Origin of the sequence: Pyrococcus sp. ST04 (assembly GCF_000263735.1) — an archaeon.
In the GTDB taxonomy this organism is placed as follows: Archaea; Methanobacteriota_B; Thermococci; order Thermococcales; family Thermococcaceae; genus Pyrococcus.
In genome coordinates, this window is record NC_017946.1 from 214,705 (window position 1) to 240,567 (window position 25,863).

The 25,863-nt window shown below is 40.9% G+C and carries 20 protein-coding genes and 1 other RNA gene; 11 read left to right on the plus strand and 10 right to left on the minus strand.

Annotated features, from left to right (window positions below):
* Positions 1–13: 13 nt before the first annotated feature.
* Both PY04_RS01180 and radA read left to right on the plus strand, forming a co-directional pair.
* Entirely contained in the window at positions 14–1,018 is a 1,005-nt protein-coding gene (locus tag PY04_RS01180; protein WP_048055873.1) for a TrkA family potassium uptake protein, read from the plus strand.
* Between the two features lie 128 nt (positions 1,019–1,146).
* Complete coding sequence (radA, locus tag PY04_RS01185; RefSeq protein WP_014733353.1) at positions 1,147–3,468, plus strand: DNA repair and recombination protein RadA; 2,322 nt, start codon at positions 1,147–1,149, stop codon at positions 3,466–3,468.
* Positions 3,469–3,558: 90 nt separating this feature from the next.
* Here radA and PY04_RS01190 read toward each other — a convergent pair whose 3' ends face one another.
* From PY04_RS01190 to PY04_RS01200, 3 genes are read right to left on the minus strand one after another with little or no spacing between them, the layout of a single operon-like run.
* Positions 3,559–4,629 (minus strand): SPOUT family RNA methylase, encoded by a 1,071-nt coding sequence (locus PY04_RS01190; protein WP_014733354.1) that lies wholly within the window; start codon positions 4,627–4,629, stop codon positions 3,559–3,561.
* 6 nt (positions 4,630–4,635) lie between these two features.
* Positions 4,636–6,345 (minus strand): archaeosine synthase subunit alpha, encoded by a 1,710-nt coding sequence (arcS, locus tag PY04_RS01195; protein ID WP_014733355.1) that lies wholly within the window; start codon positions 6,343–6,345, stop codon positions 4,636–4,638.
* Positions 6,346–6,351: 6 nt separating this feature from the next.
* A complete protein-coding gene (locus PY04_RS01200) occupies positions 6,352–7,254 on the minus strand; it encodes a coiled-coil protein (protein WP_014733356.1) in 903 nt (300 codons plus the stop codon).
* A 136-nt stretch (positions 7,255–7,390) separates the two neighbouring features.
* Between PY04_RS01200 and PY04_RS01205 the strand changes: the two genes are divergently transcribed.
* Both PY04_RS01205 and PY04_RS01210 read left to right on the plus strand, forming a co-directional pair.
* Complete coding sequence (locus tag PY04_RS01205; RefSeq protein WP_014733357.1) at positions 7,391–8,200, plus strand: energy-coupling factor ABC transporter ATP-binding protein; 810 nt, start codon at positions 7,391–7,393, stop codon at positions 8,198–8,200.
* 3 nt (positions 8,201–8,203) lie between these two features.
* On the plus strand, positions 8,204–8,938 hold the full coding sequence (locus tag PY04_RS01210) for an energy-coupling factor transporter transmembrane protein EcfT (protein WP_014733358.1): 735 nt from the start codon (positions 8,204–8,206) through the stop codon (positions 8,936–8,938).
* Here the strand turns inward: PY04_RS01210 and PY04_RS01215 are convergent.
* The 3 genes from PY04_RS01215 to PY04_RS01220 form a co-directional block, all read right to left on the minus strand.
* On the minus strand, positions 8,889–9,500 hold the full coding sequence (locus PY04_RS01215; RefSeq protein ID WP_048055874.1) for a hypothetical protein: 612 nt from the start codon (positions 9,498–9,500) through the stop codon (positions 8,889–8,891). The two genes, PY04_RS01210 and PY04_RS01215, sit on opposite strands and share 50 nt — an antisense overlap.
* 36 nt (positions 9,501–9,536) lie before the next feature.
* An RNA gene (locus PY04_RS09440) (C/D box small nucleolar RNA) lies at positions 9,537–9,592 on the minus strand.
* On the minus strand, positions 9,585–10,379 hold the full coding sequence (locus PY04_RS01220) for a DUF63 family protein (protein WP_014733359.1): 795 nt from the start codon (positions 10,377–10,379) through the stop codon (positions 9,585–9,587). The genes PY04_RS09440 and PY04_RS01220 overlap by 8 nt, the downstream gene beginning before the upstream one ends.
* A gap of 64 nt (positions 10,380–10,443) precedes the next feature.
* Here PY04_RS01220 and nucS point away from each other — a divergent pair, with 64 nt between their 5' ends.
* A complete protein-coding gene (gene nucS, locus PY04_RS01225; RefSeq protein WP_048055875.1) occupies positions 10,444–11,196 on the plus strand; it encodes an endonuclease NucS in 753 nt (250 codons plus the stop codon).
* On the opposite strand, the gene PY04_RS01230 is transcribed toward nucS, so the two are convergent.
* Together PY04_RS01230 and PY04_RS01235 are read right to left on the minus strand one after the other, a co-directional pair.
* A complete protein-coding gene (locus PY04_RS01230) occupies positions 11,193–11,573 on the minus strand; it encodes a DUF473 domain-containing protein (protein WP_014733361.1) in 381 nt (126 codons plus the stop codon). The genes nucS and PY04_RS01230 overlap by 4 nt on opposite strands.
* A 10-nt stretch (positions 11,574–11,583) precedes the next feature.
* Positions 11,584–12,312: a proteasome assembly chaperone family protein gene (locus PY04_RS01235; protein WP_014733362.1), complete on the minus strand. Its 729-nt coding sequence runs from the start codon at positions 12,310–12,312 to the stop codon at positions 11,584–11,586.
* Positions 12,313–12,425: 113 nt separating this feature from the next.
* Here PY04_RS01235 and PY04_RS01240 point away from each other — a divergent pair, with 113 nt between their 5' ends.
* From PY04_RS01240 to radB, 6 genes are all read left to right on the plus strand, one after another.
* Positions 12,426–13,199: an S-methyl-5'-thioadenosine phosphorylase gene (locus PY04_RS01240; RefSeq protein ID WP_014733363.1), complete on the plus strand. Its 774-nt coding sequence runs from the start codon at positions 12,426–12,428 to the stop codon at positions 13,197–13,199.
* A gap of 858 nt (positions 13,200–14,057) precedes the next feature.
* Positions 14,058–15,317 (plus strand): ORC1-type DNA replication protein, encoded by a 1,260-nt coding sequence (locus PY04_RS01245; protein ID WP_014733364.1) that lies wholly within the window; start codon positions 14,058–14,060, stop codon positions 15,315–15,317.
* Positions 15,317–17,263 carry a DNA-directed DNA polymerase II small subunit gene (locus PY04_RS01250; protein ID WP_014733365.1) on the plus strand — a complete coding sequence of 649 codons (1,947 nt, stop codon included), beginning with the start codon at positions 15,317–15,319 and terminating at the stop codon, positions 17,261–17,263. Before PY04_RS01245 ends, PY04_RS01250 begins: the two co-directional genes overlap by 1 nt.
* Positions 17,263–22,389 carry a DNA-directed DNA polymerase II large subunit gene (locus PY04_RS01255; RefSeq protein WP_014733366.1) on the plus strand — a complete coding sequence of 1,709 codons (5,127 nt, stop codon included), beginning with the start codon at positions 17,263–17,265 and terminating at the stop codon, positions 22,387–22,389. Before PY04_RS01250 ends, PY04_RS01255 begins: the two co-directional genes overlap by 1 nt.
* A 51-nt stretch (positions 22,390–22,440) precedes the next feature.
* Positions 22,441–23,073 carry an MBL fold metallo-hydrolase gene (locus PY04_RS01260; RefSeq protein WP_014733367.1) on the plus strand — a complete coding sequence of 211 codons (633 nt, stop codon included), beginning with the start codon at positions 22,441–22,443 and terminating at the stop codon, positions 23,071–23,073.
* Positions 23,054–23,764, plus strand: a complete 711-nt coding sequence (radB, locus tag PY04_RS01265) for a DNA repair and recombination protein RadB (RefSeq protein WP_048055876.1) — start codon at positions 23,054–23,056, stop codon at positions 23,762–23,764. The genes PY04_RS01260 and radB overlap by 20 nt, the downstream gene beginning before the upstream one ends.
* Here the strand turns inward: radB and PY04_RS01270 are convergent.
* Together PY04_RS01270 and PY04_RS01275 are read right to left on the minus strand one after the other, a co-directional pair.
* On the minus strand, positions 23,761–25,170 hold the full coding sequence (locus tag PY04_RS01270; protein ID WP_048055877.1) for a ribonuclease E/G: 1,410 nt from the start codon (positions 25,168–25,170) through the stop codon (positions 23,761–23,763). The genes radB and PY04_RS01270 overlap by 4 nt on opposite strands.
* Positions 25,136–25,855, minus strand: a complete 720-nt coding sequence (locus PY04_RS01275) for a hypothetical protein (RefSeq protein ID WP_014733370.1) — start codon at positions 25,853–25,855, stop codon at positions 25,136–25,138. The genes PY04_RS01270 and PY04_RS01275 overlap by 35 nt, the downstream gene beginning before the upstream one ends.
* Positions 25,856–25,863 lie beyond the last annotated feature (8 nt).

Consider the following 25,863-nt stretch of genomic DNA (forward strand, 5'->3'; position numbering starts at 1 on the left):
TAGAAATCTAAACATGCTACCAGTCCCAATACTCAGAAAGCTCTTGAAGGTGCATTATAAAATAAAGAGAAGTAGGCTTGTATGGCTTGCCATAGGAGTCTCAACCCTAGCAGTTCTATTTGCAATCCTATTCATGGCTTTTGAGAACATTGACTTCTTCACGGCCTTGTATTGGGCTGTAATAACGATGTCAACGATAGGTTATGGAGATATAACACCAACCACTGAGGGAGGAAGAGTTGTCGCAATGATAGCGGCAGTAGCAGGTATCTCAAGTTTCACAGCCCTCGTATCTCTCATAGCCGAATACTTCCTAACTTCATCGCTAAGGAGGATGATGGGGATGCACTCCGTGAAATTTAATGATCACTATGTAGTTATTGGAAAAGGGGCAGGGGTAAAGGCCTTCATCGAGGAACTAATTTCTGCAATGGATAGAGGCGAAGTGGAGAAGAGAGGAGTAGTTGTGATTGTAGAAAGTGAAGAAGAAAAGAGACAGTTAAACCTTCCAGAGGAAGTTGAGGTAATAGTGGGAGACCCAACGGAAGAAGAAACCCTTAGAAGGGCATCTATAGAAAAAGCGAAACATGTAATAATAACTCTAGAAAACGACAGCAAGTCAGTTTTTGTCACTTTAAAGGTTAAAAGGCTCTCAAAAGCCAAAATCCATGTAGAAGCCCTTAGGGAAGAGAGTGTACCAATTCTTAAAACTGCCGGGGCTGAAAGGGTTGTTTTAAGTAGGGGGTTGGCAGGAAGACTATTGGCAAGCTCAATTTTTGAACCAGAAGTTGTTGATGTGCTCGAAGACTTAATGGCATCGAGCACGGGACATGATTTAGTAATAATAGAGGATAGAAGGATCTGGAACAAAACGTTCAAGGAAGCAATTGAAATTCTCTCGGGAAAGATGCTCCCAATTGGATACGTAAAGGAGAGAATAAAGTTAGCCCCACCACTTGACGAGATAGTTCCGGAAGGCGCCAAGTTAATATGCATAGTGAAGCATAGCCAGCAATAAAAATTAGCCATGAAAATCCTTGTTTTTCCTTTTATTGCTCTTATAACAGATTTTTAGGATAATGAGAAAAGTATATAATCCCTCAACGCATACCCACCTTGAAAACTCACGCTCATAGGTGAGGTGATATGGCTAAGAAAAATAGTAACGCTGATGTTAAGGAGATAGATGAGCTTGAAGAGCTTGGTTTTGAACCAATAGAAGAAGTTGAGACAAAGAAAAAGAAAAAAGAGAAAGAAATAAGAACAATTGAGGACTTACCAGGAGTTGGTCCAGCCACTGCAGAAAAACTTAGAGAAGCAGGTTTTGACACACTCGAAGCAATAGCAGTTGCCTCCCCAATAGAGCTGAAAGAGATTGCAGGAATAAGTGAAGGAGCAGCTATAAAGATAATACAAGCAGCGAGAAAAGCCGCGAATCTTGGAACTTTCATGAGGGCCGATGAGTACCTTAAGAAGAGGCAGGCAATTGGTAGAATATCCACAGGGAGCAAAAGCCTAGATAAGCTCTTAGGTGGAGGAATTGAAACACAGGCAATAACCGAGGTTTTTGGTGAGTTCGGTAGTGGAAAGTGCTTTGCCAAGGATACCAAAGTTTACTATGAGAACGATACAACAATTCATTTCGAATCTATTGAAGAGATGTACAAAAAATACGCCTCAATAAATGGAGAAATACCCTTTGACACAGGCTTTGCCGTCCCTCTCAATACTGTTAGTGTCTATACCTTCGACCTAGAGGCCGGTGAAATCAGGCGCACAAAGGCATCCTATCTTTACCGTGAGTATGTCAGAAAGATCCTTGAGGTTCACCTATCAAAGGGCAGAGTTCTGAGGATAACTAAGCCCCATCCCGTGCTCGTCTTCCAAGATGGTCTCAAATGGACTCCTGCTGGAGAGATAAAACCAGGAGACATCGTCGTTGGCATAAGACAGCTCCCTGCAAACTCGAAGAAAATTGACGCTTCAAAAGCTTACTCTCTTGGTATGTCCACCGCAAAGGAAACCACTCCCATTCCAGAAGAAGTGCTCAATGCTGATCACGAATCAATTGCCGCGTTCATTGCAGGCTATATTGATGAAGGTGGCCATGTTACTGAGTCCAAAATAGAAATAGTTACGGAGAATCCTGAGTTAGCGGAGAAATTAATGTTCCTCCTCAAACGCCTTGGCATCTCACCAATACTTTCCAAGAAGCTTATAGAAGATAGTGTTCACTATTACGTCTCCATTACTGGCGAGGATAGAGAGAAAATCTCAGAAATCCTCAAGAGAACCAAGCTTAAGGTTACCACACCCAACATCGAGGAGAACACTAGATATCCACCGGCCTTGGCTAAGTATCTATCCAGACTTTCCTCCAAGTTCTGCCTCCCAAAGAAAGGGGCAGCACCTCAACTATCCACTAGAGAAGAAAATACATGGTTCGGTGAAAAGACCTTACTTCAGTTTGAGCAGTACTTCAGAGAAGTCCTCAAACTCCTTGACCGTGCAGAGAAGACCCTTCTCACTGGAGAACATCTAGAGCTTCCTTTCCCATGGACTGTCCTTAAGAAGCACGGCTTTACCGACGAGCAAATAGCAAGCTACAGCTCTAAGGGACTACCCAAGCACGAACCCGAGAGGAGTCGTGTAGTTGATGCATTGATGAAAGAAATAAACCACCACAAGAAAATCGCCAAGGAAGCTGTTGAGATTATAAAGCTCGCAAGGAAACTTGAGTTTTACGAAGTTGTTTCAGTTAAGCTTATCGAATACAATGACTGGGTCTACGATCTCGTCGTGCCTGAAACTCACAACTTCATAGCTCCCAGTGGTCTCGTTCTCCACAACACCCAGCTCGCCCACACTTTAGCCGTTATGGTTCAGCTACCACCTGAGGAAGGTGGTCTCAACGGCTCAGTTATTTGGATAGACACCGAGAATACCTTTAGACCCGAAAGAATAAGGGAAATAGCAAAGAACAGAGGACTCGACCCAGATGAAGTCCTGAAGCATATTTACGTTGCAAGAGCATTCAACAGCAATCACCAAATGCTATTAGTCCAACAGGCAGAAGATAAGATAAAGGAACTCCTCCACACAGACAAACCTGTGAAGCTTCTCATAGTTGATTCACTAACAAGCCACTTCAGAAGTGAGTACATAGGAAGAGGAGCCCTTGCAGAGAGGCAACAGAAGCTTGCTAAGCACCTAGCAGACCTGCACAGGCTTGCAAACCTCTATGAAATAGCAGTCTTCGTAACTAACCAGGTCCAAGCAAGACCCGATGCCTTCTTTGGAGATCCAACAAGGCCAATAGGTGGACACATACTTGCTCACTCTGCAACACTTAGAATTTATTTAAGGAAAGGGAAAGGTGGAAAGAGAGTTGCAAGGCTCATAGATGCTCCACACCTTCCAGAAGGAGAAGCGGTCTTTAGAATTACAGAAAGGGGAATAGAAGATTAGAGTCTAAACTCCCTGGCTTTTCTCTTCATTCTCCATTCTTCAAATCTCCTTATAAATGGACATCTAGACCTCCACAACATTATTAACTCTTTAATCTTTCCCAATTTCTCCCCTCCTCCTCAATTCTTCCTCATATATTGTCCACAGAGCAACAAGGGTTGCCGGAATTCCATGCTCGGTAGCAAACGTCATATATGGAGCCAAATCAACAACATAATCCGCAAATCTGAATAAGCCAACGGGAATACCTTCCCTCGAGCCTATGAATACAACAACTTCTTTAGCGTAATACATGTCCTTAGCAAGCTTCTCTTTCACTTCATTGAGTGTTGGCCCCTTGGGGTCTGTTATTATAACAAGCCTCCTGTTCCTCCTCTTATCTCTTATAACCTGATACAGGTCCCAAACAGTCACAGGAACCTTTTCAACTTCCCAAGGATATGCTTCCTTTTGAATCTGATATCTACTCTCCTGTCCCTCCTTCACGCCCCTGATAAAAGCCATAAGTTCATACGCATTCATCTTTTCTTTTGGTGCTATAATCAACTCTTTGATCTCAAAAGCCTGCGCAGCCCTACCAATCTTCTCACCAAAAGCCCTCGCAGTTTTGTAGTCTCCCCAATAAGGCATCTGAACTACAGTTAGCTTCCTAAATAGCTTCCTACAGTCCGGCTTATCCTTTGTGTATTTCTTCCACTTCATGTACTCCTCTCCGGGGATTACGGAGATGTAAGCCCTATCTCCAATTATCTCCACCTGAACGACTTTGTCAGGATAGCTCAGGTTAACTTCAACGTTCTTAAGATCCTTTATCCTTGCTCCAAGAACGACATTCACGTCCACACTCGAAAAGTCTTTCTTTCCTCTCTTCTTTGTTCTAACGGCGAAGCTCTCACCATCTTTTATGTGCTTAACTATCTCCTCCGCAGCATTTTTTATATCCTCTAACGTTGCCGGGACCTCGATCAAAACTGGGTAAACTTTCTCAACCTCAGGTACATCTAATATTTTCTCCAATGCTCCCTCCTCATCACTCTCAACGAGAACTATTCCAGGATACCCCTCAGGAGCTATGACAACCTTGGCATTTGGAAGAACCTCTTTGATGTAGTTCCCGGCAACGGCCTCCATATCCATCTGTGTCTTGACTATGAACTTCATTCACCATCACCCTTTGGCCCTCTTTTTCACTTTAATCGCAATACCTTTCCTCGCCCTCACCATTTCACTGCCGCTCAACACGGCCTTACCAACTGCAACAACCTTCCCATCCCTAACAACGCCAACGAAGTCGCCTGGTCTAATACGCTCATCAGCACTCTCAACGCCAGCGGCAAAAACATCTCCCCTAATTTCAAAATCAACCTCGACCCAGTATGATTTCAGTGAGTCATAAACTCTCTGCATTCCAGCAGGAGTCACGCTTATAGTCCCTTCCTGAAATGTTCCAGTCTGAACATTATTTACAATAACCCTCAGCATTTTAGAACCAATTATTTGAGCATTTTCAGGCAGTATGGCCTCCCCAGCACCCAGACCAAAGTAGTAATCGAAAACCTTCCTAACGTTCTCGTAAAATCTGTACCTGCGATAAGCCTTGTCAACATCTCTCAGGTCGTATTCAGATAGCACCTTTGTAAGCCTTGAAAGTGAGTCCTTTGAAGTCGTTGAATCTCCAACTGCAGTAAATATGACGTCTCTCCCGGTAATTTCCATTGCCATCTTCACGGCCTCTTTATATCCACCCTCAACATGGGCAATTATTGGGATATCTGGATATTTTTCAAGAACTTCAGCCAAAAGCTCGCCAGCAAATTTAATCTCACTCTCACTCCAATGCCCAGTAACAACTATGTCATATTTTGCAAGCCACTCCCACTCCCTGGGAACCACGCCATATGGAGAAGTAACGATGAGCTCATGAATCCTGTAAGACTTATCTCCTAACGCCTCCTTAACGGCCTTTCTATACAGAGTATGTGATCTTGACCTTGAATAGGGCTTCTTAGCAGAGCATGGAAGGATGAGAAGAAGCTCAATATCTTCAGGAGGTTTAAATCGTTCAATAACCCTCGAACGCCACCTAAAAACTTCTGGTCTCGTCATTGAATGGTCACTTATAAACACGACAGTTCTGTCAGATATTGGAGTGTATTTTTCGAGGTAGTCCATATGCTCCCTGTCCGCTATTCTCAAGATTCCAACATTCATAGCTGTTGGAAGGAAATTTTCGACCAGGTATCTAAGCTTATTTTCTTCTATTGCAATTTTAATCAGCTTGATCATTCTCCTAGCAAACTCCAGGGGATCGCCTTGGGAATCCCATATTATTGGGGAAAATTGTGTAAAGGCAAGGCCTTCAAATTCATAAATTTTCAAGGATCTTACATCGAATGCATCAATTCCTAGATATACTGCCAAAGGATACAAGAATGGCTCAAGATCCGTTATTAGAACAGCATTCGGAAATTTTTCTCTCAAAGCTCTTATTGTGTTAACGAATCCCCTATAATCCCTTACCATTACCTTCGAATTTCCAATATATATCGCTTCAAATTCATTTTCCTCAATTATTTTAAAGAACTCTCCATAATATTTGTCCCTTTTTAAGGCCGGGAAATAGAATGTATTGAATTTTGAATAATCTACCTCCAAAATCCTCTTTATTGCCTTTTTTATGACCTCGTCAGGAGTATAATAGCTTAGTGGGATAGCGGGGGCTAAATTAAAGTCATACTCACTGTAATTTTTGGGATAGAAGAACGAATTAAAAGGAGAAATTGTGAAGTCAATGCCAGCTAAGGCCGGAGTCTGGACTGGAGGATCTAACCTTATAACCCCTAACCTTCCTGGTCCGTCGTGCTTAACTACTTCCATGTTCGCTCACACAAGATTGTACCTCTGGAGGAGAAGGATCTCATCGAGGGTAAGCTTTTCACCACGCTTGAACTTTTCAAGTGCCTGGACTGCTTTCTCGAAGTTAGCATCCCTCTTTGCCATCATTCTTGCAACTAGTTTGTATGCTATCAACTCCTTGTGCTTCTGGTCATACTCGAGTATCTTCCTATCAAGCTCCCTGAGCTGTCTTCTAACTTCCCTTATTTTCTCCCTAAGTTCAAGAACCTTCTGATGGTACTCGTCAGCCTCTTTCTTCACTTCATCTGCCTTCTGGTATGTCTTGATCATCTGCTCATGATACTGCTGGCTCTGATTTGCGAGTTGCTGAATTTCTAGAGTTATAGCTCTTCTAGCTTTCTTGAGTTGGTCTATTTTCTTTCTGACTTCTTGGAGCTTATTATTGAATCTTTCAATTTGCTGGAGGATTTCAAGCTCAGTTGCAAGAACCTGAATTTGATCAACTATCTGCCTCTCCCTTTCAGGAGTTATGTTTGGATTAGTTTGAAGCTCCCACTCAAGCTTCTCTATTCTCTCTTCTATTTTATCCTTTGGCATTTTTAGCCTTCTAAGCTGCCTGAACTCGTCTCTCTTGGTTCTATATTCCAAAGCCTCCTGATAAAGGAGATCAAGCTTTGCATTTATCTCTTCCCTATTTTTCTTTAATTCTTTTATTTTTGCATTTATCTCATCTCTCTTTGCTTTAAACTCTCTAGCTTTCTCTCTCAGCCTTTTTACTTCTGCGTTCTTCTCATCCCTTTTCTGAATCCACATGTTAAGCTCTTGTTGAAGCTCTTCCAGCTTTAGCTCTATGTTCCTCTTTTCTTCCTGAAGAGCTTCAAGCTCTCTCTTGATTCTCCTAATTTCCTCTGGGTCAACTTTCACTTGCATATTCCTTCCCCTTTCCCACTTTTAGAATAGAGGCTTCTCATGAGTTCAGGCCCCGCTAATGTGGGGAGAAATTTTTTCCAATAAAAACTTTTCTCTCTTCTCAAAACTTTTAACTTAAGAGGGATACGCTCATGTGATGATAGAATTCAAGGATGTGTGGTTCTGGTATGAGAATGGAAAACCAGTTTTGAAATCAGTTAGCTTTGAGTTTAAAGGAGGAATTTTAGCAATAGTTGGGCCAAACGGAAGTGGAAAAACAACTCTCGCTAAAATGATGAACGGCCTCCTCAAACCAAAAAAAGGCAGGATAGTCGTTGATGGTATAAAGGTCAATGAAAGAAGCGTTGCTGAGATGAGCAAGATCGTTGGTTATGTTTTCCAAAATCCAGACTCAATGTTCTTTGAAGAAACAGTTTTTAAGGAAGTAGCATTTGGTCCAAGGAATCTCGGATTAAGCGAAGATGAAGTTAAAAAGAGAGTTAAATGGGCTTTAAAAGTTGTTGGACTTGAAGGATTTGAAGAAAGGGATCCTTTTGAGTTGAGTGGTGGTGAAAAACAGAGATTAGCCATAGCCTGCATACTTGCAATGAAACCCAAATACTTAGTCCTTGATGAGCCAACGACGGGTCTTGACGAAAGAGCATTGAGAAAACTAGTTAAAGTTATAATATCGTTGAGAAGAGAAGGGCACTCCATAATAGTAATAACCCACGACATGGAGTTCGTTATGAAAGTTGCCGATAAGGTTCTGCTACTTGTTAACGGAGAATTAAAGTTTTTTGGAGATGTTAAAGAATTCTTCAAGCTTAATCTTAGAGAATATAGCTTGGAAGAACCTGAAATATTAAAAATAGCCCGAAAGATAGGAATAGATTTCGTCAGGGATATCACTGATATTCTCTCCATCCTTTGGAATAGAGCTTCCAACACACAAAGAGGTGGTTAGGAGATGATGTTCTCCTTGTACGTTGAGAGGGATTCAATCTTACACTCCCTGGACCCAAGGGTTAAAATCATTGGAACGGCAATATTTACGACACTCGGCTTATTAACCAAGGATCCCCTGTTTTCTCCACTGATATTCATCTTAGTCCTCTTAACCTTTAAATTCTTGGGAAAGCTCGATTTTAAAGTTCAATTAACAGCTCTAAAGCCACTAACCCCCATATTTCTCCTAACATTCATAAGCTGGCCAATAATAATCGATCCTTGGGAAAAAGGAGCTCTTATTGGAGTAGCCTATACATTTAGGATAATGGGAATTACATTAATAGCCTTCGGCCTCATGATGACAACTAAGCAGAGGGATTTGATTAGGGGATTCACAAAGTTAGGGTTGCCCTATGAAATCGGACTAGCCGTTCTTATAGCCCTTAGATACATCCCAACGATATACTCGATAGCCCAGAACGTAATGGACGCACAAAAGAGTAGGGGACTTGAGCTCGAGAAGGGAAATTTTATCCAGAGAGCAAAGAAAATGGCAACAATAATAATTCCCCTACTTGTAATAACCATAAGAACCGCCCATGAGCTTGCAATAGCAATGGAAAGCAGAGCATTTGGAGCCTCAAAAAAGAGAACATACTTAGTAGACCTGAAGATGAAAAAGATTGATTACCTAGCTCTCGGCATTATTCTTTCTGTTGCCCTACTTTACCTGGGAATAAAAGTTCTTCTTTGACAGAGAGCTCATGCTCTCCCAAAGATGCTAAATTGTCTAAGTAAGTTCTAAGAACAGTTAGTCCGGCCTTATACTTTCCCCTATAATGAGACACCCTTACAACCAAAAGCTGCTCGAACAGCTCCGGTACATCAAAAATTCTTCTAGCCTCTCCAAGTATGTCAAGTTCATTTAAGTTTTGCTCTTCTGCAATGAACACCCCATAAAGCCCCTTACTGTCAATCATCTTTTTTATTTCAAAAAGCTGTTTCCCATTAATCCCAAGAACGTTGAATGAGCCAACGGCAATCACAGAGCTCTCATCAACAAATTCTAGTGCAGAAAAAACGTCTTCAAGAGAGTAAACTCTTGCAAATAAAATATCACCAGAGTGTATCCTAGATGATACATCCATATAGTAGAAGGTGCCGACGGAAGAAAGGATCAAGTTTAGGACGTAGGAATAAGCCAGCTGATCCGTAACTATGATACCAGCTATATCGCCTTGCCTAAGAGACCCTACAATCTCAGATATCTCACCAAACACGTTTAGAGAGGGTTCTGAAGCAAGCTTCCGAAACATACAGATTAAGTTAGTGGGGAGATATTTAACATTTCCGTCTCGGACAACCGAGTGCTCATCACCTATCAGACAGTGCCGGTTTCCTCATTGACAAACTATCTGCAATACCATCTGAGCAGGATCCCTTATCCCAGGCCCCAACCCAAGGATATAAATCGCCAAATACCAATAATTTCTCTCTTCCTCCTCCGGAACCATTTTCGTAAGTATGTAATATACCGCAATGAGTATCACCGTTATCCAGGGATAATAAGCGTAAGCACCTAGCCAACTCACAAGATGAGATTCAATCCAATGAACCTCCCTATAGTGGTAGAAATGGATGGCCACAACGGTCGAAGCTATGTCAAAGTAATGGGCAAGGACAGGATATAAATAGAGTCTCTCAAAGGGTTTATACCTGTAAAAGATAAGCACAGCCACAAAACTAATGAATGTATGAAGAAGCGTTAATTCATAGGGTTTCCAGCATTTAGCGTTCATCACGAGAAGATAATTAGCATACAAAGCCAATGCAACCCCCCAAGCGAATGTTAACTTTGGATAAAGCCTCAACTTAACGTCAGCGATAAGTACGGGGACTATCAAGAAGAATGCCGTAAAGAATATCCCCGGAGTTAGAATCCACGGGTTCGGTTTTAGAACTCCACCATCAACCAAAGCCCTAACAGTAGCTCCAAAAATAACCATAGGGGTTACTGCGAGAAATAACCTCTCATCGACCTTTATTTTGAGGGGCTTTATTATGTACCTGTAGGTATATATCACGGCAAATCCAAATACCAAGGCATACACAAGGGTGTTTATTGGATTATATCCCTCCCTCGTGTACATTGGCCTGATAAAATACTCCCAAAGAAACTGATGGATATCAACCATTTGAGCCCCCAGGAAGTTAGATAGGAATGATCTTTTTAACCTTTTCACAAATTACCAAATGACTATGAACAAAGTCATTATTAAAGAGAAACCAACGGCAGATGAAATTAAAGAGCTACTGGATATTGCTGAAAAATATGGGGGAGTCATTACAATATTTGCCAAATGCAAGGTCTATTATGAAGGGAGAGCAAAAAGCGAGCTGGGAGAAGGAGATAGGATAATTATAATTAAACCTGACGGAAGTTTTCTGATTCATCAAAATAAAAAGAGGGAGCCTGTGAACTGGCAGCCCCCAGGAAGTTCAGTAAGGATAGAGGGAAACACCATAATAAGCATTAGAAGAAAACCTAGGGAAAAGCTTGAAGTTGAAGTATTAGAGGCATATTCTGGGATAGTGTTCTTTGCAGAGGATTACGAAGAGCTTGCTCTAACAGGTAGCGAGGCTGAAATGGCCGAATTAATTTTTCAAAACCCAGATATAATTGAAAAGGGATTTAAGCCCCTCTTCAGAGAGAAGCCAATAAAACACGGAATCGTTGATATATTGGGAGTTGACAAGGAGGGAAATATCGTAGTTCTAGAGCTGAAAAGAAGAAGAGCCGATTTACATGCCGTTAGCCAACTAAAAAGATACGTTGAATCCTTAAAAGAAGAATATAAGAGAAAAGTTAGAGGAATTTTAGTTGCCCCCTCTTTAACAGAAGGAGCTAGAAAGTTGCTTGAGAAGGAAGGACTAGAATTCAAGAGACTTGAACCGCCAAAAAGGAAAGATAAAAAGTCAAGAGGAAAGCAAAAAACACTAGATTTCTTCTAACCCATGTTCATTTCGTGATGCATCATTTCTCTAACCTTCACAAAGACTATTCCATTCCTCTCCTCAACCTCAATTATCCTCCCAAGACCAACAAGCCTAAGCTGAACTCTGCAAATATTAATCTCCCTTTCATCACTCTCCTCCCAAGGTATCCTCTGAGAAGTCCTTTCTATTCTGATAACCCTCGCAACAATGCCTTCAGTACCTCTTGTAACATCTTCAAGCGATTCATAGGTTAGAAAAACAAGATCCCCCTCTTTGACATTCTCAAGAACAAGATAGTTCTTAGCACTCCTTATTTCTATGGTTCGAAAGGGATTCCTAAGCAAAGCATCCAAAGCTCTTCTTGCAATTCCAGAGAGAAGAGGAAGTTCCATTTTAACCACCTCACAAATACATAGTTTCATACTGCTTCTCAACTTTTCTCCTTGCCTCTTCCATTTGTTCATGCATTTTCCTGAGTTGCTCCTCAATCATTTCAGCTTCCTTAATTAGAGGTTCTGTAGAAACTTCAAAGTTGAGCATCTTCTTCAGGACCTCCACAACGTTGGCAGCTGCTCTTGGATCAGGTCTATCACCAAACGTTTCTCCCAACAGAACGTAGCTCTTAAGACCGAGTTTAGATGCTTCCCACAACAGCCTTCCACTCATTCCACTTATTGAGCCAAATTTCAATATCTTTACTCCCAGCTCCTCAAGCTCCCGGTTCTCCTCCTCAGTACCTCCAACCCCCCAAACCTCAAACTTCTCTTTGAATAAACCAACTCCCATACCTCCAAGAGATATTACTTTCTCAGCGTTAACTCTCTTCAAGTACTCAGCCAGCTCCCTCGCTATCTCATTTATCAACGTCGGAGGGAGGTAGATATCTGCAACGGCGACAATTAAGTTGTCCCTGCCGTAAAATCTGAGAGGAGGATTGGGCTTCCCTTCAAGGATTAGTGTCATAGGCGGGATAAATGGACTTTCGACATATCCTATCATTTCCATTTTAAGTTCCTTTGCAAGGAAATTTGCCGCTATATGTCCAACCAGCCCAATTCCAGGATACCCCTCTATCAGAACAGCACTCTCAACCTCAGGAAGGACTATCTTTACTGGACTCCCGTTCGTCATCCGACCACCAAATTATATTTCACATCAAAGGTAGTTAAGGTTTTGGAGTATCATTTCCACTGGAAAAGCAACTCTTAAATCCAAAAACCACCGAGATTAACAAGGTGATGGCTATGCCAAAGATAGGAATCATAGGCGGTTCTGGAGTATATGGAGTCTTTGAACCAAAGGAAACTGTAAAAGTGCACACACCCTATGGTAGACCCTCAGCTCCAGTAGAAATAGGAGAGATTGAAGGTGTAGAAGTTGCATTTATCCCCAGACACGGAAAATATCACGAGTTCCCTCCCCACGAAGTTCCTTACAGGGCAAATATATGGGCCCTTAAAGAGTTAGGTGTGGAGAGAGTGATAGCAATAAACGCAGTTGGCTCACTAAAGGAAGAATATAAGCCAGGAGATATAGTGATAATCGACCAATTCATTGATTTCACAAAGAAGAGAGAGTACACATTTTATAACGGACCAAGGGTTGCCCACATAAGTATGGCAGATCCCTTCTGTCCAGAACTGAGGAAAATATTTATTGAAACGGCAAAAGAGCTAAACCTACCAGTTCACGAAAAAGGAACTTACATATGTATAGAAGGACCCAGATTCTCAACTAGAGCAGAATCGAAGATGTTTAGACAATTTGCAGATGTCATCGGAATGACCCTTGTACCAGAGGTCAACTTAGCCAGAGAACTTGGAATGTGTTATGTAAACATCTCAACAGTCACTGACTACGATGTCTGGGCAGAGAAACCAGTAGATGCTCAAGAAGTCCTCAGAGTCATGAAAGAAAATGAGGAAAAAGTTCAGAAACTTCTAAGAAAGGCAATTCCAAGAATCCCAGAGGAGAGAAAGTGTGGCTGTGCGGACGTACTTAAGACAGCTTTCGTCTGATTCTTTCTTCACCTTTTGAGTAATAATTGAGCGTCTCGCTATTATTATAAGTATTTGAGCATTTCTATCTTTATCGAAAAACCCCCAGAGTTTCATTTCCACTGGAACTCCACGAGAGAGGTATCCCACAAAATTTTTGACGATACAAAATATGTAAAGAATATGACAGCGTCATGTTTACAATTGTAAAGTAAACAATGTTCATATAATGTACATTTTTGTACACCAACTTTGTATGTTTTTTCAGTAAAAAATTTTAGACATTTATAAGCTGTTCATAGATAAATATTTAAATAGGAAGTCGATCTAATAGGGGAGAGTGTTTGTTTCACAAGAGAAAATAAAAATTTTCTATGGTGTTTGCCGCCGAGTTCCAGTGGAAATGAAACTCTGGGGGGTTTCACTTCTGTTTAATTTTACATGATATGTAAACCAAATCTTTTAACAAAATTGGACATATTTGCTCAAAAATGGATTTATTTTGTTGGACAAATATGTCCAATTGGACTCCACTGGAAATCGGGAACTCCTTTACATTTGGAAATCAACTAAAGTGAACAGATTAGTTCATTCGAGTAGTTTTTCTTATGAAATGATTTCAAATGAGATTATACTCAATTATATATTTGACATGTGAATGTTTAAGCAAAGCATAAAAACTCTCAGTGAGATATCAACGTTGCTTTCCACTGGTTCGTGTGGTTCGTGTGGAAAGACTTAAATATATATGTCATATGGGGGATTTGAGTATAACTTAATGTCATATTTAATGGTGTCTATTTAACAATATGTGTTCCATTTCCACTGGAAACACAGGTCATGTAATTAAAAAGCATAATTTCCACTGGAGGGACATCAATGAACGAAGGTGAACAGTTACACCTGGATAAGCTCTTTGAAAGACTGCTCAAGGCAAGGAAGATATTCAAGAACAAAGAGGTACTTAGACATAGCTATACTCCAAGAGACCTACCTCACAGACATGAGCAGATAGAGACGCTAGCACAGATACTAGTTCCTGTTCTTAGGGGTGAGACTCCATCGAACATTTTCGTTTATGGGAAGACAGGGACTGGAAAGACCGTGACTGTAAAATTTGTGACTGAAGAGCTTAAGAAAATCTCCAAAAAATATAACATTCCAGTTGATGTCATATACATAAACTGCGAGATCGTTGATACTCACTACAGGGTTCTAGCTAACATTGTCAATCACTTCAAGCATGAGACTGGAATTGAGGTTCCTCTCGTGGGCTGGCCGACGGATGAAGTTTATGCGAAGCTTAAACAAGTGATAGACATGAAAGAGAGGTTCGTCATTATTGTTCTTGATGAGATTGACAAGCTTGTAAAGAAGAGTGGAGATGAAGTTCTGTACTCATTAACGAGAATAAACACCGAGTTGAAGAGAGCGAAGGTTAGCGTTATTGGAATATCTAATGACTTGAAGTTTAAGGAGTATCTTGATCCAAGAGTCCTCTCAAGCCTTAGTGAGGAAGAAGTAGTGTTCCCTCCATATGATGCGACTCAGCTTAGGGATATACTAACACAGAGAGCTGAGGAGGCGTTTTATCCTGGAGTTCTAGATGAGAGCGTGATTCCCCTGTGTGCAGCTCTTGCAGCTAGAGAACATGGAGATGCGAGGAAGGCTTTAGACTTGTTAAGAGTTGCTGGAGAAATTGCAGAAAGGGAAGGTGCTAGTAAAGTTACTGAGAAACATGTATGGAAGGCTCAAGAAAAGATAGAACAAGATATGATGGAAGAAGTTATAAAAACGCTTCCGCTTCAGTCAAAGGTTCTCTTATATGCTATAGTTCTTCTGGACGAAAATGGGGAGTTACCAGCGAATACAGGTGAGGTGTACTCTGTGTATAGAGAGCTCTGTGAACATCTTGACTTAGAACCCCTAACTCAAAGGAGAATTAGTGATCTTATAAATGAGCTTGATATGTTGGGCATCATAAATGCAAAGGTCGTTAGTAAGGGAAGGTATGGGAGGACAAAAGAGATAAGGCTAAATGTTACCCCATATAAAATTAGGAATGTATTCAGATATGACTATACAATCCAGCCCCTGCTTACGATATCTTTTGAAAGTGGTCAGCGGAGGTTGATTTAATGGATGAGTTTGTGAGGGCTTTAATCAAAAATAACTACCTCATAACCCCTTCAGCTTATTATCTCCTTGCTGAGCACTTTAGAAAGCAGAATTTTTCTCTATCTGAGCTAATAAAATTTGCAAAGACTAAAGGGACTTTTATAATTGATGACCTAGTAGCTTCTGAGTTTCTTAAATTAAAAGAGCTTGAAGTTCCAGTGGAAACAAAACCCTCTTATATTTCCAGTGGAACTCCTGTTGAAAAAAGTTTAGTCTCTCTTGGAGAGGATAATATATCTGAAGAAACTAGTACTTCTGAAATGCAGAGTTCTATTTCCACTGGAGAACCCTCCATAGAAATGAGTGAACAGCCCTCTTCAAGCGTTGAATCAAAGATCTCTGAGGAGATATTCCAGGGGGAGAGTTCTATTTCCACTGGAAGTGAAGGGGTTGCAGAGGGAGAAGAAGCAGAAATTATAGAAACTGTTGAGGAAGTTGCAAGCGTTCCTTCCAATGGAAGTGAATTTGAGAGTGAGGAAGAAAATGGGAATGGTGTAGCTGTCGTAGCTGATAAATATGGATTGCCAATGGTATACGAGCCCGAGGAAATAGTCGAGGAGAAGGAGTACTCTCTCTATGAAGATTTTGTCATTCAACCGAATCCCGAATTCAAGTTTGCTAAAATAACCCCCGAGTACGAGATAAAGTTTGATATAAGAAACTTCAAACTTAAGCCTCCAAAACCAAAAAATGGGAGTGGGAAAGAGGGTGAAATCATCGTTGAGGCTTATACATCCCTATTCCGGAGCAGACTTAGAAAGCTAAGGAGAATCTTAAGAGAAAATCCTGAACTTAATACTGTTGTTGATATTGGGAAGCTTAAGTATGTTAAGGGGGATGAAGAAGTTACGATAATAGGACTTGTCAACAGTAAAAGAGAAACGAACAAAGGGCTAATATTTGAAATAGAAGACCAGACAGGTGTTGTTAAGGTGTTCCTTCCAAAGGATTCCGAAGACTACAGGGAAGCTTTCAAAGTTCTACCTGATGCCGTGGTTGCATTTAAAGGTTTCTATTCTAAGAAAGGTTTATTCTTTGCAAATAGATTCTATCTTCCGGATGTTCCACTGTATAGGAAGCAAAAGCCACCCTTGGAGGAAAAAGTATACGCTATCCTAATAAGTGATATTCACGTTGGAAGTAAGGAATTCTGCGAGAAGGCCTTTATGAAGTTCCTCGAGTGGCTGAATGGTTATGTTGAAAGTAAGGAGGAAGAGGAAATTGTGAGCAGGGTAAAGTACCTTATAATAGCGGGTGATGTTGTAGATGGTATTGGTGTTTATCCTGGCCAGTACTCTGACTTAATAATCCCAGATATATTTGATCAGTACGAGGCTCTTGCCAATCTATTGGCAAATGTTCCTGATCATATAACGATGTTCATTGGACCTGGAAATCACGATGCCGCCAGGCCAGCAATTCCTCAACCAGAGTTCTATGAGGAGTATGCAAAGCCTATATACAAGCTTAAGAACGCTGTAATAATAAGTAATCCTGCAGTAATAAGATTACATGGTAGGGACTTTCTAATAGCCCACGGTAGGGGCATTGAAGATGTTGTTGCAAATGTCCCTGGACTCACTCATCACAAACCTGGCCTACCAATGATTGAACTTCTTAAAATGAGACACCTGGCTCCAACCTTTGGAGAGAAAGTTCCAATAGCTCCCGATCCGGAGGATCTTCTTGTCATTGAAGATGTTCCCGACCTAGTTCAGATGGGCCATGTTCATGTTTATGATGCGGTAACATATAGGGGAGTCCAACTTGTGAATTCTGCGACGTGGCAGGCTCAGACAGAGTTTCAGAAGATGGTAAATATAGTCCCTACACCTGCAAAGGTTCCGGTTGTAGATGTCGAGAGTGCAAAAGTTGTTAAGGTTCTTGATTTTAGCAGGTGGTGCTGATGGAGCTTCCAAAAGAAATTGAAGAGTATTTTGAAATGCTTCAAAAGGAAATTGATAGGGCATATGAAATAGCAAAAAAGGCGAGAGCTCAGGGAAAGGATCCCTCACTAGATGTTGAAATTCCTCAAGCCACTGACATGGCTGGAAGAGTTGAGAGCTTGGTTGGTCCACCTGGTGTAGCTAAGAGAATAAGGGAGTTGGTGAAGGAATACGGTAAGGAAATAGCTGCTCTTAAAATAGTTGATGAAATTATAGAAGGCAAGTTTGGTGATTTTGGAAGCAAAGAAAAGTATGCCGAGCAGGCTGTTAGAACGGCACTTGCAATTCTTACCGAGGGGATAGTTTCGGCTCCAATAGAGGGTATAGCTGATGTTAAAATAAAGAGGAACACCTGGGCTGATAACTCTGAGTATCTAGCCCTCTACTATGCTGGTCCAATAAGAAGTTCGGGTGGAACCGCTCAAGCTCTTAGTGTTCTCGTAGGAGACTATGTTAGAAAGAAGCTTGGTCTGGACAGATTTAAACCAAGTGAAAAGCATATAGAAAGAATGGTTGAGGAGGTAGACCTCTATCACAGAGCTGTTACTAGATTGCAGTATCATCCATCTCCCGAAGAAGTTAGACTTGCTATGAAAAATATTCCAATAGAGATTACTGGCGAAGCTACAGATGACGTTGAGGTGTCTCATAGGGATGTTCCAGGTGTTGAAACTAACCAGTTAAGAGGTGGAGCTATCCTGGTACTGGCCGAGGGTGTTCTCCAGAAGGCAAAGAAGCTTGTGAAGTATATTGACAAGATGGGCATTGAGGGATGGGACTGGCTCAAGGAATTCGTTGAAGCAAAAGAAAAGGGAGAAGGGAAAGAGGATAAAGAGGAGAAAAGTGAGAATACTTCTCAAGCAGAGACTGCCGTTGAAGAACTTAGGGTTGAAGTTGAGAAGGGGTTTTACTATGAGCTCTATGAAAAGTTCAGGAGTGAAATTGCTCCGAGTGATAAGTATGCTAAGGAAATCATAGGCGGAAGGCCATTATTTGCAGGTCCTTCTTCAAATGGTGGATTTAGGCTTCGCTATGGCAGAAGCAGGGTAAGTGGTTTTGCTACATGGAGCATTAATCCTGCAACAATGATACTTGTTGATGAGTTCTTAGCTATTGGGACTCAAATGAAGACCGAAAGGCCAGGGAAGGGAGCCGTTGTTACACCCTCAACGACTGCAGAAGGTCCAATAGTTAAGCTCAAGGATGGAAGCGTTGTGAGAGTTGATGATTATCAGCTTGCCCTAAAGATACGGGATAATGTTGAGGAAATTCTCTACCTAGGTGACGCAATAATAGCTTTTGGAGACTTTGTTGAGAACAACCAGACTCTTCTTCCTGCCAATTATGTTGAAGAGTGGTGGATTCAGGAGTTTGTTAAAGCTGTGAAAGATATCTATGAGGTTGAATTGAGGCCTTTTGAAGAAAACTCTAAAGATGCCGTTGAAGAAGCAGCTGATTACCTTGACGTGGATAAGGACTTCCTCTTCAAAATGCTTTATGACCCTTTAAGGGTTAAGCCTCCAATTGAGCTTGCCATTCACTTTTCCAAAATATTAGACATTCCGCTCCATCCTTACTACACACTCTATTGGAACTCCTTGGAACCTGAAGATGTAGAAGAGTTGTGGAGGATACTTAAAGATAATGCTGAGATTGAATGGGACAGCTTTCGAGGAATTAGACTCGCAAAAAAGATTAAAATCTCCTTAGAGTCTCTTGGAAAGGCTAAGAGATATCTGGAACTTCTCGGATTGCCTCATACTCTTAGTGATGGAGTTGTTATCATTGAGTATCCATGGAGTGCAGCTCTTCTAACACCTCTTGGCAATTTAGAGTGGGAATTCAAAGCAAAGCCAATGTTCACGGTTATAGATATAATAAATGAAAATAATGACATTAAACTTAGAGATAGGGGAATCAGCTGGATTGGTGCTAGAATGGGAAGACCAGAGAAAGCTAAGGAGAGAAAAATGAAACCACCAGTTCAAGTTCTGTTCCCAATTGGTTTGGCTGGTGGATCTTCAAGAGATATAAAGAAGGCGGCCGAGGAGGGTAAAATAGCGGAAGTTGAAATAGCCTTCTTTAAGTGTCCGAAGTGCGGTCACGTTGGTCCTGAACATATTTGCCCAAGATGTGGAACAAGAAAAGAGTTGCTATGGACATGCCCAAAGTGTAAAGCTGAGTATCCGGAGGAGCAGGCTAAGGGATACGATTACACTTGTCCAAAGTGTAACATTAAGCTCAAACCCTTTGCTAAGAGGAAGATAAAGCCATCTGAGCTTCTGAACAGGGCAATGGAGAACGTTAAGGTTTATGGAGTAGACAAGTTGAAAGGCGTCATGGGAATGACATCTGGCTGGAAAATGGCTGAACCTCTCGAAAAAGGACTTCTCAGAGCTAAAAATGAAGTTTATGTGTTCAAAGACGGGACGATAAGATTCGATGCAACAGATGCTCCAATAACTCACTTCAAACCAAGAGAAATTGGAGTTTCAGTAGATAAGCTGAGAGAACTTGGATATACGCATGACTTTGAGGGTAAACCACTAGTTAGTGAGGATCAGATCCTGGAGCTTAAGCCACAAGATATAATTCTCTCAAAAGAAGCTGGAAAATACTTATTAAGGGTTGCTAATTTTGTAGATGACCTGCTTGAGAAATTCTATGGCCTACCAAGATTCTACAATGCGGAGAAGATGGAAGATCTTATAGGGCATCTTGTTATAGGACTTGCTCCCCATACGTCCGCAGGAATAGTAGGGAGGATAATAGGATTCGTTGATGCATTAGTTGGATATGCCCATCCTTACTTCCATGCGGCTAAAAGAAGAAACTGCTTCCCTGGGGACACGAGAATTTTAGTTCAAGTAGATGGAAAGCCAGCTAGAATAACAATTCGTGAACTTTACGAGCTTTTCGAAGATGAGAGTTATGAGAAAATGGTCTATGTTAGGAGAAAGCCCAAAAAGAACGTTAAGGTGTATTCCTATGACCCAGTGAGCAATAAGGTTGTCCTTACTGAGATCGATGATGTCATAAAGGCACCAACCACGGATCATCTCATTAGATTTGAGCTTGAGCTTGGCAGGAGTTTTGAGACTACTGTGGATCATCCAGTTCTAGTTTACGAGAATGGGAAATTCATTGAGAAAAAGGCTTTTGAAGTTAGAGAAGGCGATTTAATCCTGATTCCAAGGCTTGAACTTCCAAGCGAGAATGCTGAGAAAATTGACGTTTTAGAAATTCTTTCATCTGAAGAGTTCAGTGAGATTTGGGATGGGATTGTTGTTAGGGGCATTGTCCCCTGGCTTCGCTCGAAAGGAGCAAATATTGTTGGGGACTCACTACCAGTTTCAAAGCTTCTCAGAATTCTTAAGGATTTAAAGATACCCCTTGATGAAGTTCCAGACTGTAAACTTTTCTTAAAGGATGATGACGTTGAAATAAGTCGCTTTATTCCAATGAAGCCCTTCTTACGAGTACTTGGCTACTATCTTGCTAGGGGATATACTAAGAGTCCCAATGGGATTGAGTTCTTGATAGAGAGTGATGCTGGAAGAGAAGATTTGGTGAGGTCACTTGGACTGGCCTTTGGTGGTAATATTGAAGTAGAGAGCAAAGATAATAAGGTGGTAATAAACTCTAAGGTTGTTCACTTGCTCCTTGTAAAACTACTCAAGGCTGGAGAGAGTACTGACACTAAGAGAGTTCCAGCTTTTATGTTCTCTCTTGCTCCAGAACTCGTTGCCGAATTCCTTAGGGCATACTTTAAGTACAAAGGAGAAGTCGTGGAGGAAACTTCGAGTGCAATTGTTTATGCCGACAACAGATTATTACTCGAGGACATTGAACTTCTGTTAATCTCAAAATTTGGCATCCTGGGTCACTATGCAGTGGGCAAAGATTCAGTGTATTCACTAAAAATCACGGGTGAGCACTATCTAAAGTTCCTTGACAGTATTGGTCTCGATAGTAAGCGCAAAGTCGAGATTCCAAATGGGAAAAATCTTATTTCGCAAGAAACTGGATGGGTTGTTAGGGTTGAAAAAATTAAGTACCTTAAGCCAAAGGAGAAGTTTGTATTCTCACTAAGTGCCAAGGATTATCACAATGTTATAGTCAATGAAGGAATTTTGGTTCACCAGTGTGATGGGGATGAAGATGCTGTAATGCTCCTTTTAGATGCTCTCCTTAACTTCTCCCGCTACTATCTTCCAGAGAAGCGTGGTGGAAAAATGGATGCTCCTTTGGTCATTACTACTCGGCTTGATCCGAGAGAAGTTGATAGCGAGGTTCATAATATGGACATAGTTAGATATTATCCACTTGAGTTTTATGAAGCTACTTATGAACTTAAGTCTCCAAAAGAGCTAGTTGGAGTAATTGAGAGGGTTGAAGATAGACTAGGAAAGCCTGAAATGTACTATGGAATAAAGTTTACTCATGATACAGATGATATAGCACTTGGTCCCAAAATGAGCCTCTACAAGCAGTTGGAGGATATGGAAGAAAAAGTTAGGAGGCAATTGAACCTTGCAAGAAGGATTAGAGCTGTTGATGAGAACTATGTTGCCGAAACAGTTCTTAATTCTCATTTAATTCCAGATCTGAGAGGTAATTTGAGAAGCTTTACAAGGCAAGAGTTCCGCTGTGTTAAATGTAATACCAAGTTTAGAAGACCTCCTATGGGAGGTAAGTGTCCAGTATGTGGTGGAAAGATAGTTCTCACGGTAAGTAAGGGAGCTATTGAGAAATACCTAGGAACCGCTAAGATGCTTGTTACGGAGTATAAGGTTAAGAATTACACGAGACAGAGAATTTGCCTAACGGAGAAGGACATAGATGCCTTGTTTGAGCATTTATTCCCGGAAACTCAGCTGACATTGGTTGTTAATCCAAACGATATTTGCCAGAGAATGATAAGGGAGAGAACCGGTCATGTAAGTAGTGGTGGACTATTGGAGAACTTTAGGTCAAATAATGCTGAGAACAAGAAGGATTCCGATAATAGACCTAAGAAAAAGGCAAAAGAAAAGCCAAAGAGGAAGAAAATCATAAGTTTAGAGGACTTCTTCTCTTCTCGCTAACCACAACTTTTAAGTTATATGTTGAGAATAAAATCCCTGGAGGCTTAGCCAATGAAGATAGTTTGGTATGGACACGCTTGTTTTTTAATTAAAACTGAAGGAGTGAGTATCCTAATAGATCCTTATCCAGATGTTGATGAAGACAGAATGGAGAAAGTAGATTACATCCTAATAACTCATGAGCACATGGATCATTATGGGAAAACTCCTTTGATAGCAAAACTTAACGACGCCGAGGTCATAGGGCCAAAGACAGTATACCTAATGGCAATTAGTGATGGACTCACAAAAGTCAGAGAGATTGAAGCAGGTCAAGAAATTGAGCTTGGTGATGTTAAAGTTGAAGCATTTTATACAGAGCATCCTACCAGCCAATACCCCCTGGGATACCTAATAAAAGGTGAGAAAAATGTTGCCCATCTTGGAGATACATATTACAGTCCGACATTTAAACAGCTTAGAGGGAAAGTGGATGTTCTTCTGGTTCCGATAGGTGGTAGATCCACTGCAAGCGAGAGAGAGGCTGTAGATATCATTGATATAATAAAGCCTAGAATAGTCGTTCCAATGCACTATGGAACATATGGGCCAAATAATGTTGAGAACTTTAAACAAGAGCTCATAAAAAGGAGGGTTTGGGTTCTTGTAAAGGACCTAAAGCCTTATGAGGGTTTCGAAGTTTGAGGGTAAAGAAATGTTGCTAACTACTGGAGTTAAGGGGTTAGATAGGCTTTTGGCTGGTGGAGTTGCTAAGGGTGTTATTTTGCAGGTGTATGGCCCCTTTGCTACGGGCAAAACAACTTTTGCTATGCAAGTTGGATTGCTAAACGAGGGTAAGGTTGCATACGTTGATACGGAAGGTGGTTTTTCCCCAGAAAGACTTTCTCAAATGGCCGAGGCAAGGGGAATTGATCCACAGAGAGCCCTTGAGAAGTTTTTAATTTTTGAACCTATGGATTTAAACGAGCAGAGGAAAATAATCTCAAAGCTGAAGACAATTATTAATGAGAAATTCTCTTTAGTTGTTGTTGATTCCTTAACCGCCCACTATAGGGCTGAAGGAAGGGATTATGGGGAAATAGCGAAGCAACTTCAAGTTCTTCAGTGGATAGCGAGGAAGAAAAATGTTGCAGTTATAGTTGTAAATCAGGTGTATTATGATTCATCAAGCGGAGAACTCAAGCCAATAGCCGAGCACACTCTTGGGTACAGGACGAAGGATATTCTGAGATTTGAGAAGCTTAGGGTTGGGGTTAGAATTGCAGTCTTAGAGAGGCACAGGTTGAGGCCAGAGGGGGGAATAGTGTACTTTAAAATAACTGACAAAGGGCTAGAGGATGTTGAGGTTGAAAATTGGAAAAATAGGGAGGATTAAACTCTGTCGTAGACTTCTTTGGCTATTTTGAGAGTCGCCTTGTAAAGCTTTTCGCTTATTATTCCATCTTCGTAGTGTTCCTTGAGTTTTTCCTTATCTATTATCTCTTTTTTTCCATCTGGCCACTTAACTATGTCAACTTCTAAGTCTATGTATCTCGCCCTGTCTGGGTAGATTTCTACTGGAGTGTTTATGTTGTAGAACTCTCCTTTCAGGTTTCCTTCCTTGTCATAATATCTATGAACGAACCACCATTTTCCAGCTTCTATTTCGGTTATTGCATAATCTCCATGCTCTATAGGAACCCCTAGTCCATCATACAGCTTCTCTGGCTTTAGAAATCTCTTAATTTTGACTTTTAGCGGATTGGTTGAAACCTCTATTATCTCCCCTGGCCCTATTTTTATTACCTGTCCATCTGGCTTTACGTGGTTCAGCGTAAATAGCCATCCAACCTTTGGCCCTTTGTTTTGAATTACTGCCTCTATAAACCCCTCGCTAATCTTCTGTCTTTGGGAGGGTATCTTTGCCAATATCCCCTCCGCAACTTCCACGGCAAGCGTGAATTCTGGGTCATAGGATTTAAATTGATGGTGTCCCTCTATAGTTGGGACGACTTTGTTCCTTATCTCATCAAGCTTTTTCTTTGCTCCTCCACCGAATTCTACTTCGTAAATTTCTCTGCCTTCAACGATTTCTGCAGGGGCGGAGTATTTCTCGGCTTCTTTTAGCTTATCAGCTATTTTTGAGAGTCTAACTAGTTCATCCCTTAAAACGTTCCACTCCTTATACGCAGCGGCTGTTCTCCAAAGAACTCCCCATTCTCCGAGATCTACACTAAGTCCTAAAATCCTAAGCCTTTCCCTTTCTTCTGGATCTCTAATCTTTCTTGATATCTTAACATGTCTTTGCACACCAATTGGCTTTGGTATTAAGACTGCGTAGTCTCCAGGTATGGTTATGAGAACGCTTAGGTGGGGAAGAACATTGTGTTTTTTTACTTGAACTACAACCTCATCCCCCTCTACAGCATCTGGAAGCTCTTCAATGAGTACAGTTCCAATGGCATTTCCTATGTCAACGTAGACATATCTGTCGTCTCTTTTCACTACTATGCCTTTATATATCCCGTACAACTTATAGGGGAGCTTTCTGAAGAAGACATCAATTAACTCCTCTTCGAGGGCTTTTCTAACCTCCTCAACTCCAGTTCCAACCATAGTTATCCCATGGTTTTTATCATAAATATCTACGTCGAAGTCCTCAAAGCTCTTCTCAATTCCTAGCCTCTCTGCTATAACGTCACTTGGTTGGACAATCTTAAACCCCTTATCCATTAGCAGCTTTGTAAGGGCCGTACTATAAATTCCCCTAATCCTCACCGAGATCTCTGAGTCTGTAGACACTTTCACCACCTCTTTCCATTCTTTCAATTACTCCAATGAGAGCTAGACCATCAAGGATATCCACTATTTCATCCCTCGAAATTCCAGTTTCCTTTTCTAAGTGCCAAATTTCAATCCATTTAAGCCCCATTTCGTTTAATTTTCTAATTGAAAACTCGACTTTGAAAACGTCTGAAGGCCTATGATAGAGATACTTTAAGAACTTTATTAATGCTTCAAATCTTTCAAAGATTTTCTCAACATTTGATATTTTTTCGAGAATTGAAGAGGGTATGCCTCCCTCCTTAATTAGTCCAATGAATTCCGCGTAAGTTATCATTGAGTTGAGGTTTTCGGTTATCAAATAGTCGTAATTTCTGTTAAACTGGATAATCTTTTTTATTGAAAATTGAAACTTATTCAAGTCTTCAGTATTTAGCATGGCTTCTTCTATCATCCCTTTCATTTGAATCATTAGTCTTAATGTTTCTTTTACTGTGTTTTCAAAATCTTTGCCTATCTTGAAGCCGTTGTCAGCTATTTGGGATATTAGTCTAATTTCCTCATTTATTGTTTGATATGCCTCTTCCAATATTGATTTTTCATTTCCTATACGTGGCAGTATTCCTTCAAAATTCCTATGTAATTCTCGGACTTTCTTTAATTCCTCAATCAATATTCTCCCCCATACTATATTTTCTTTCATAAAATATA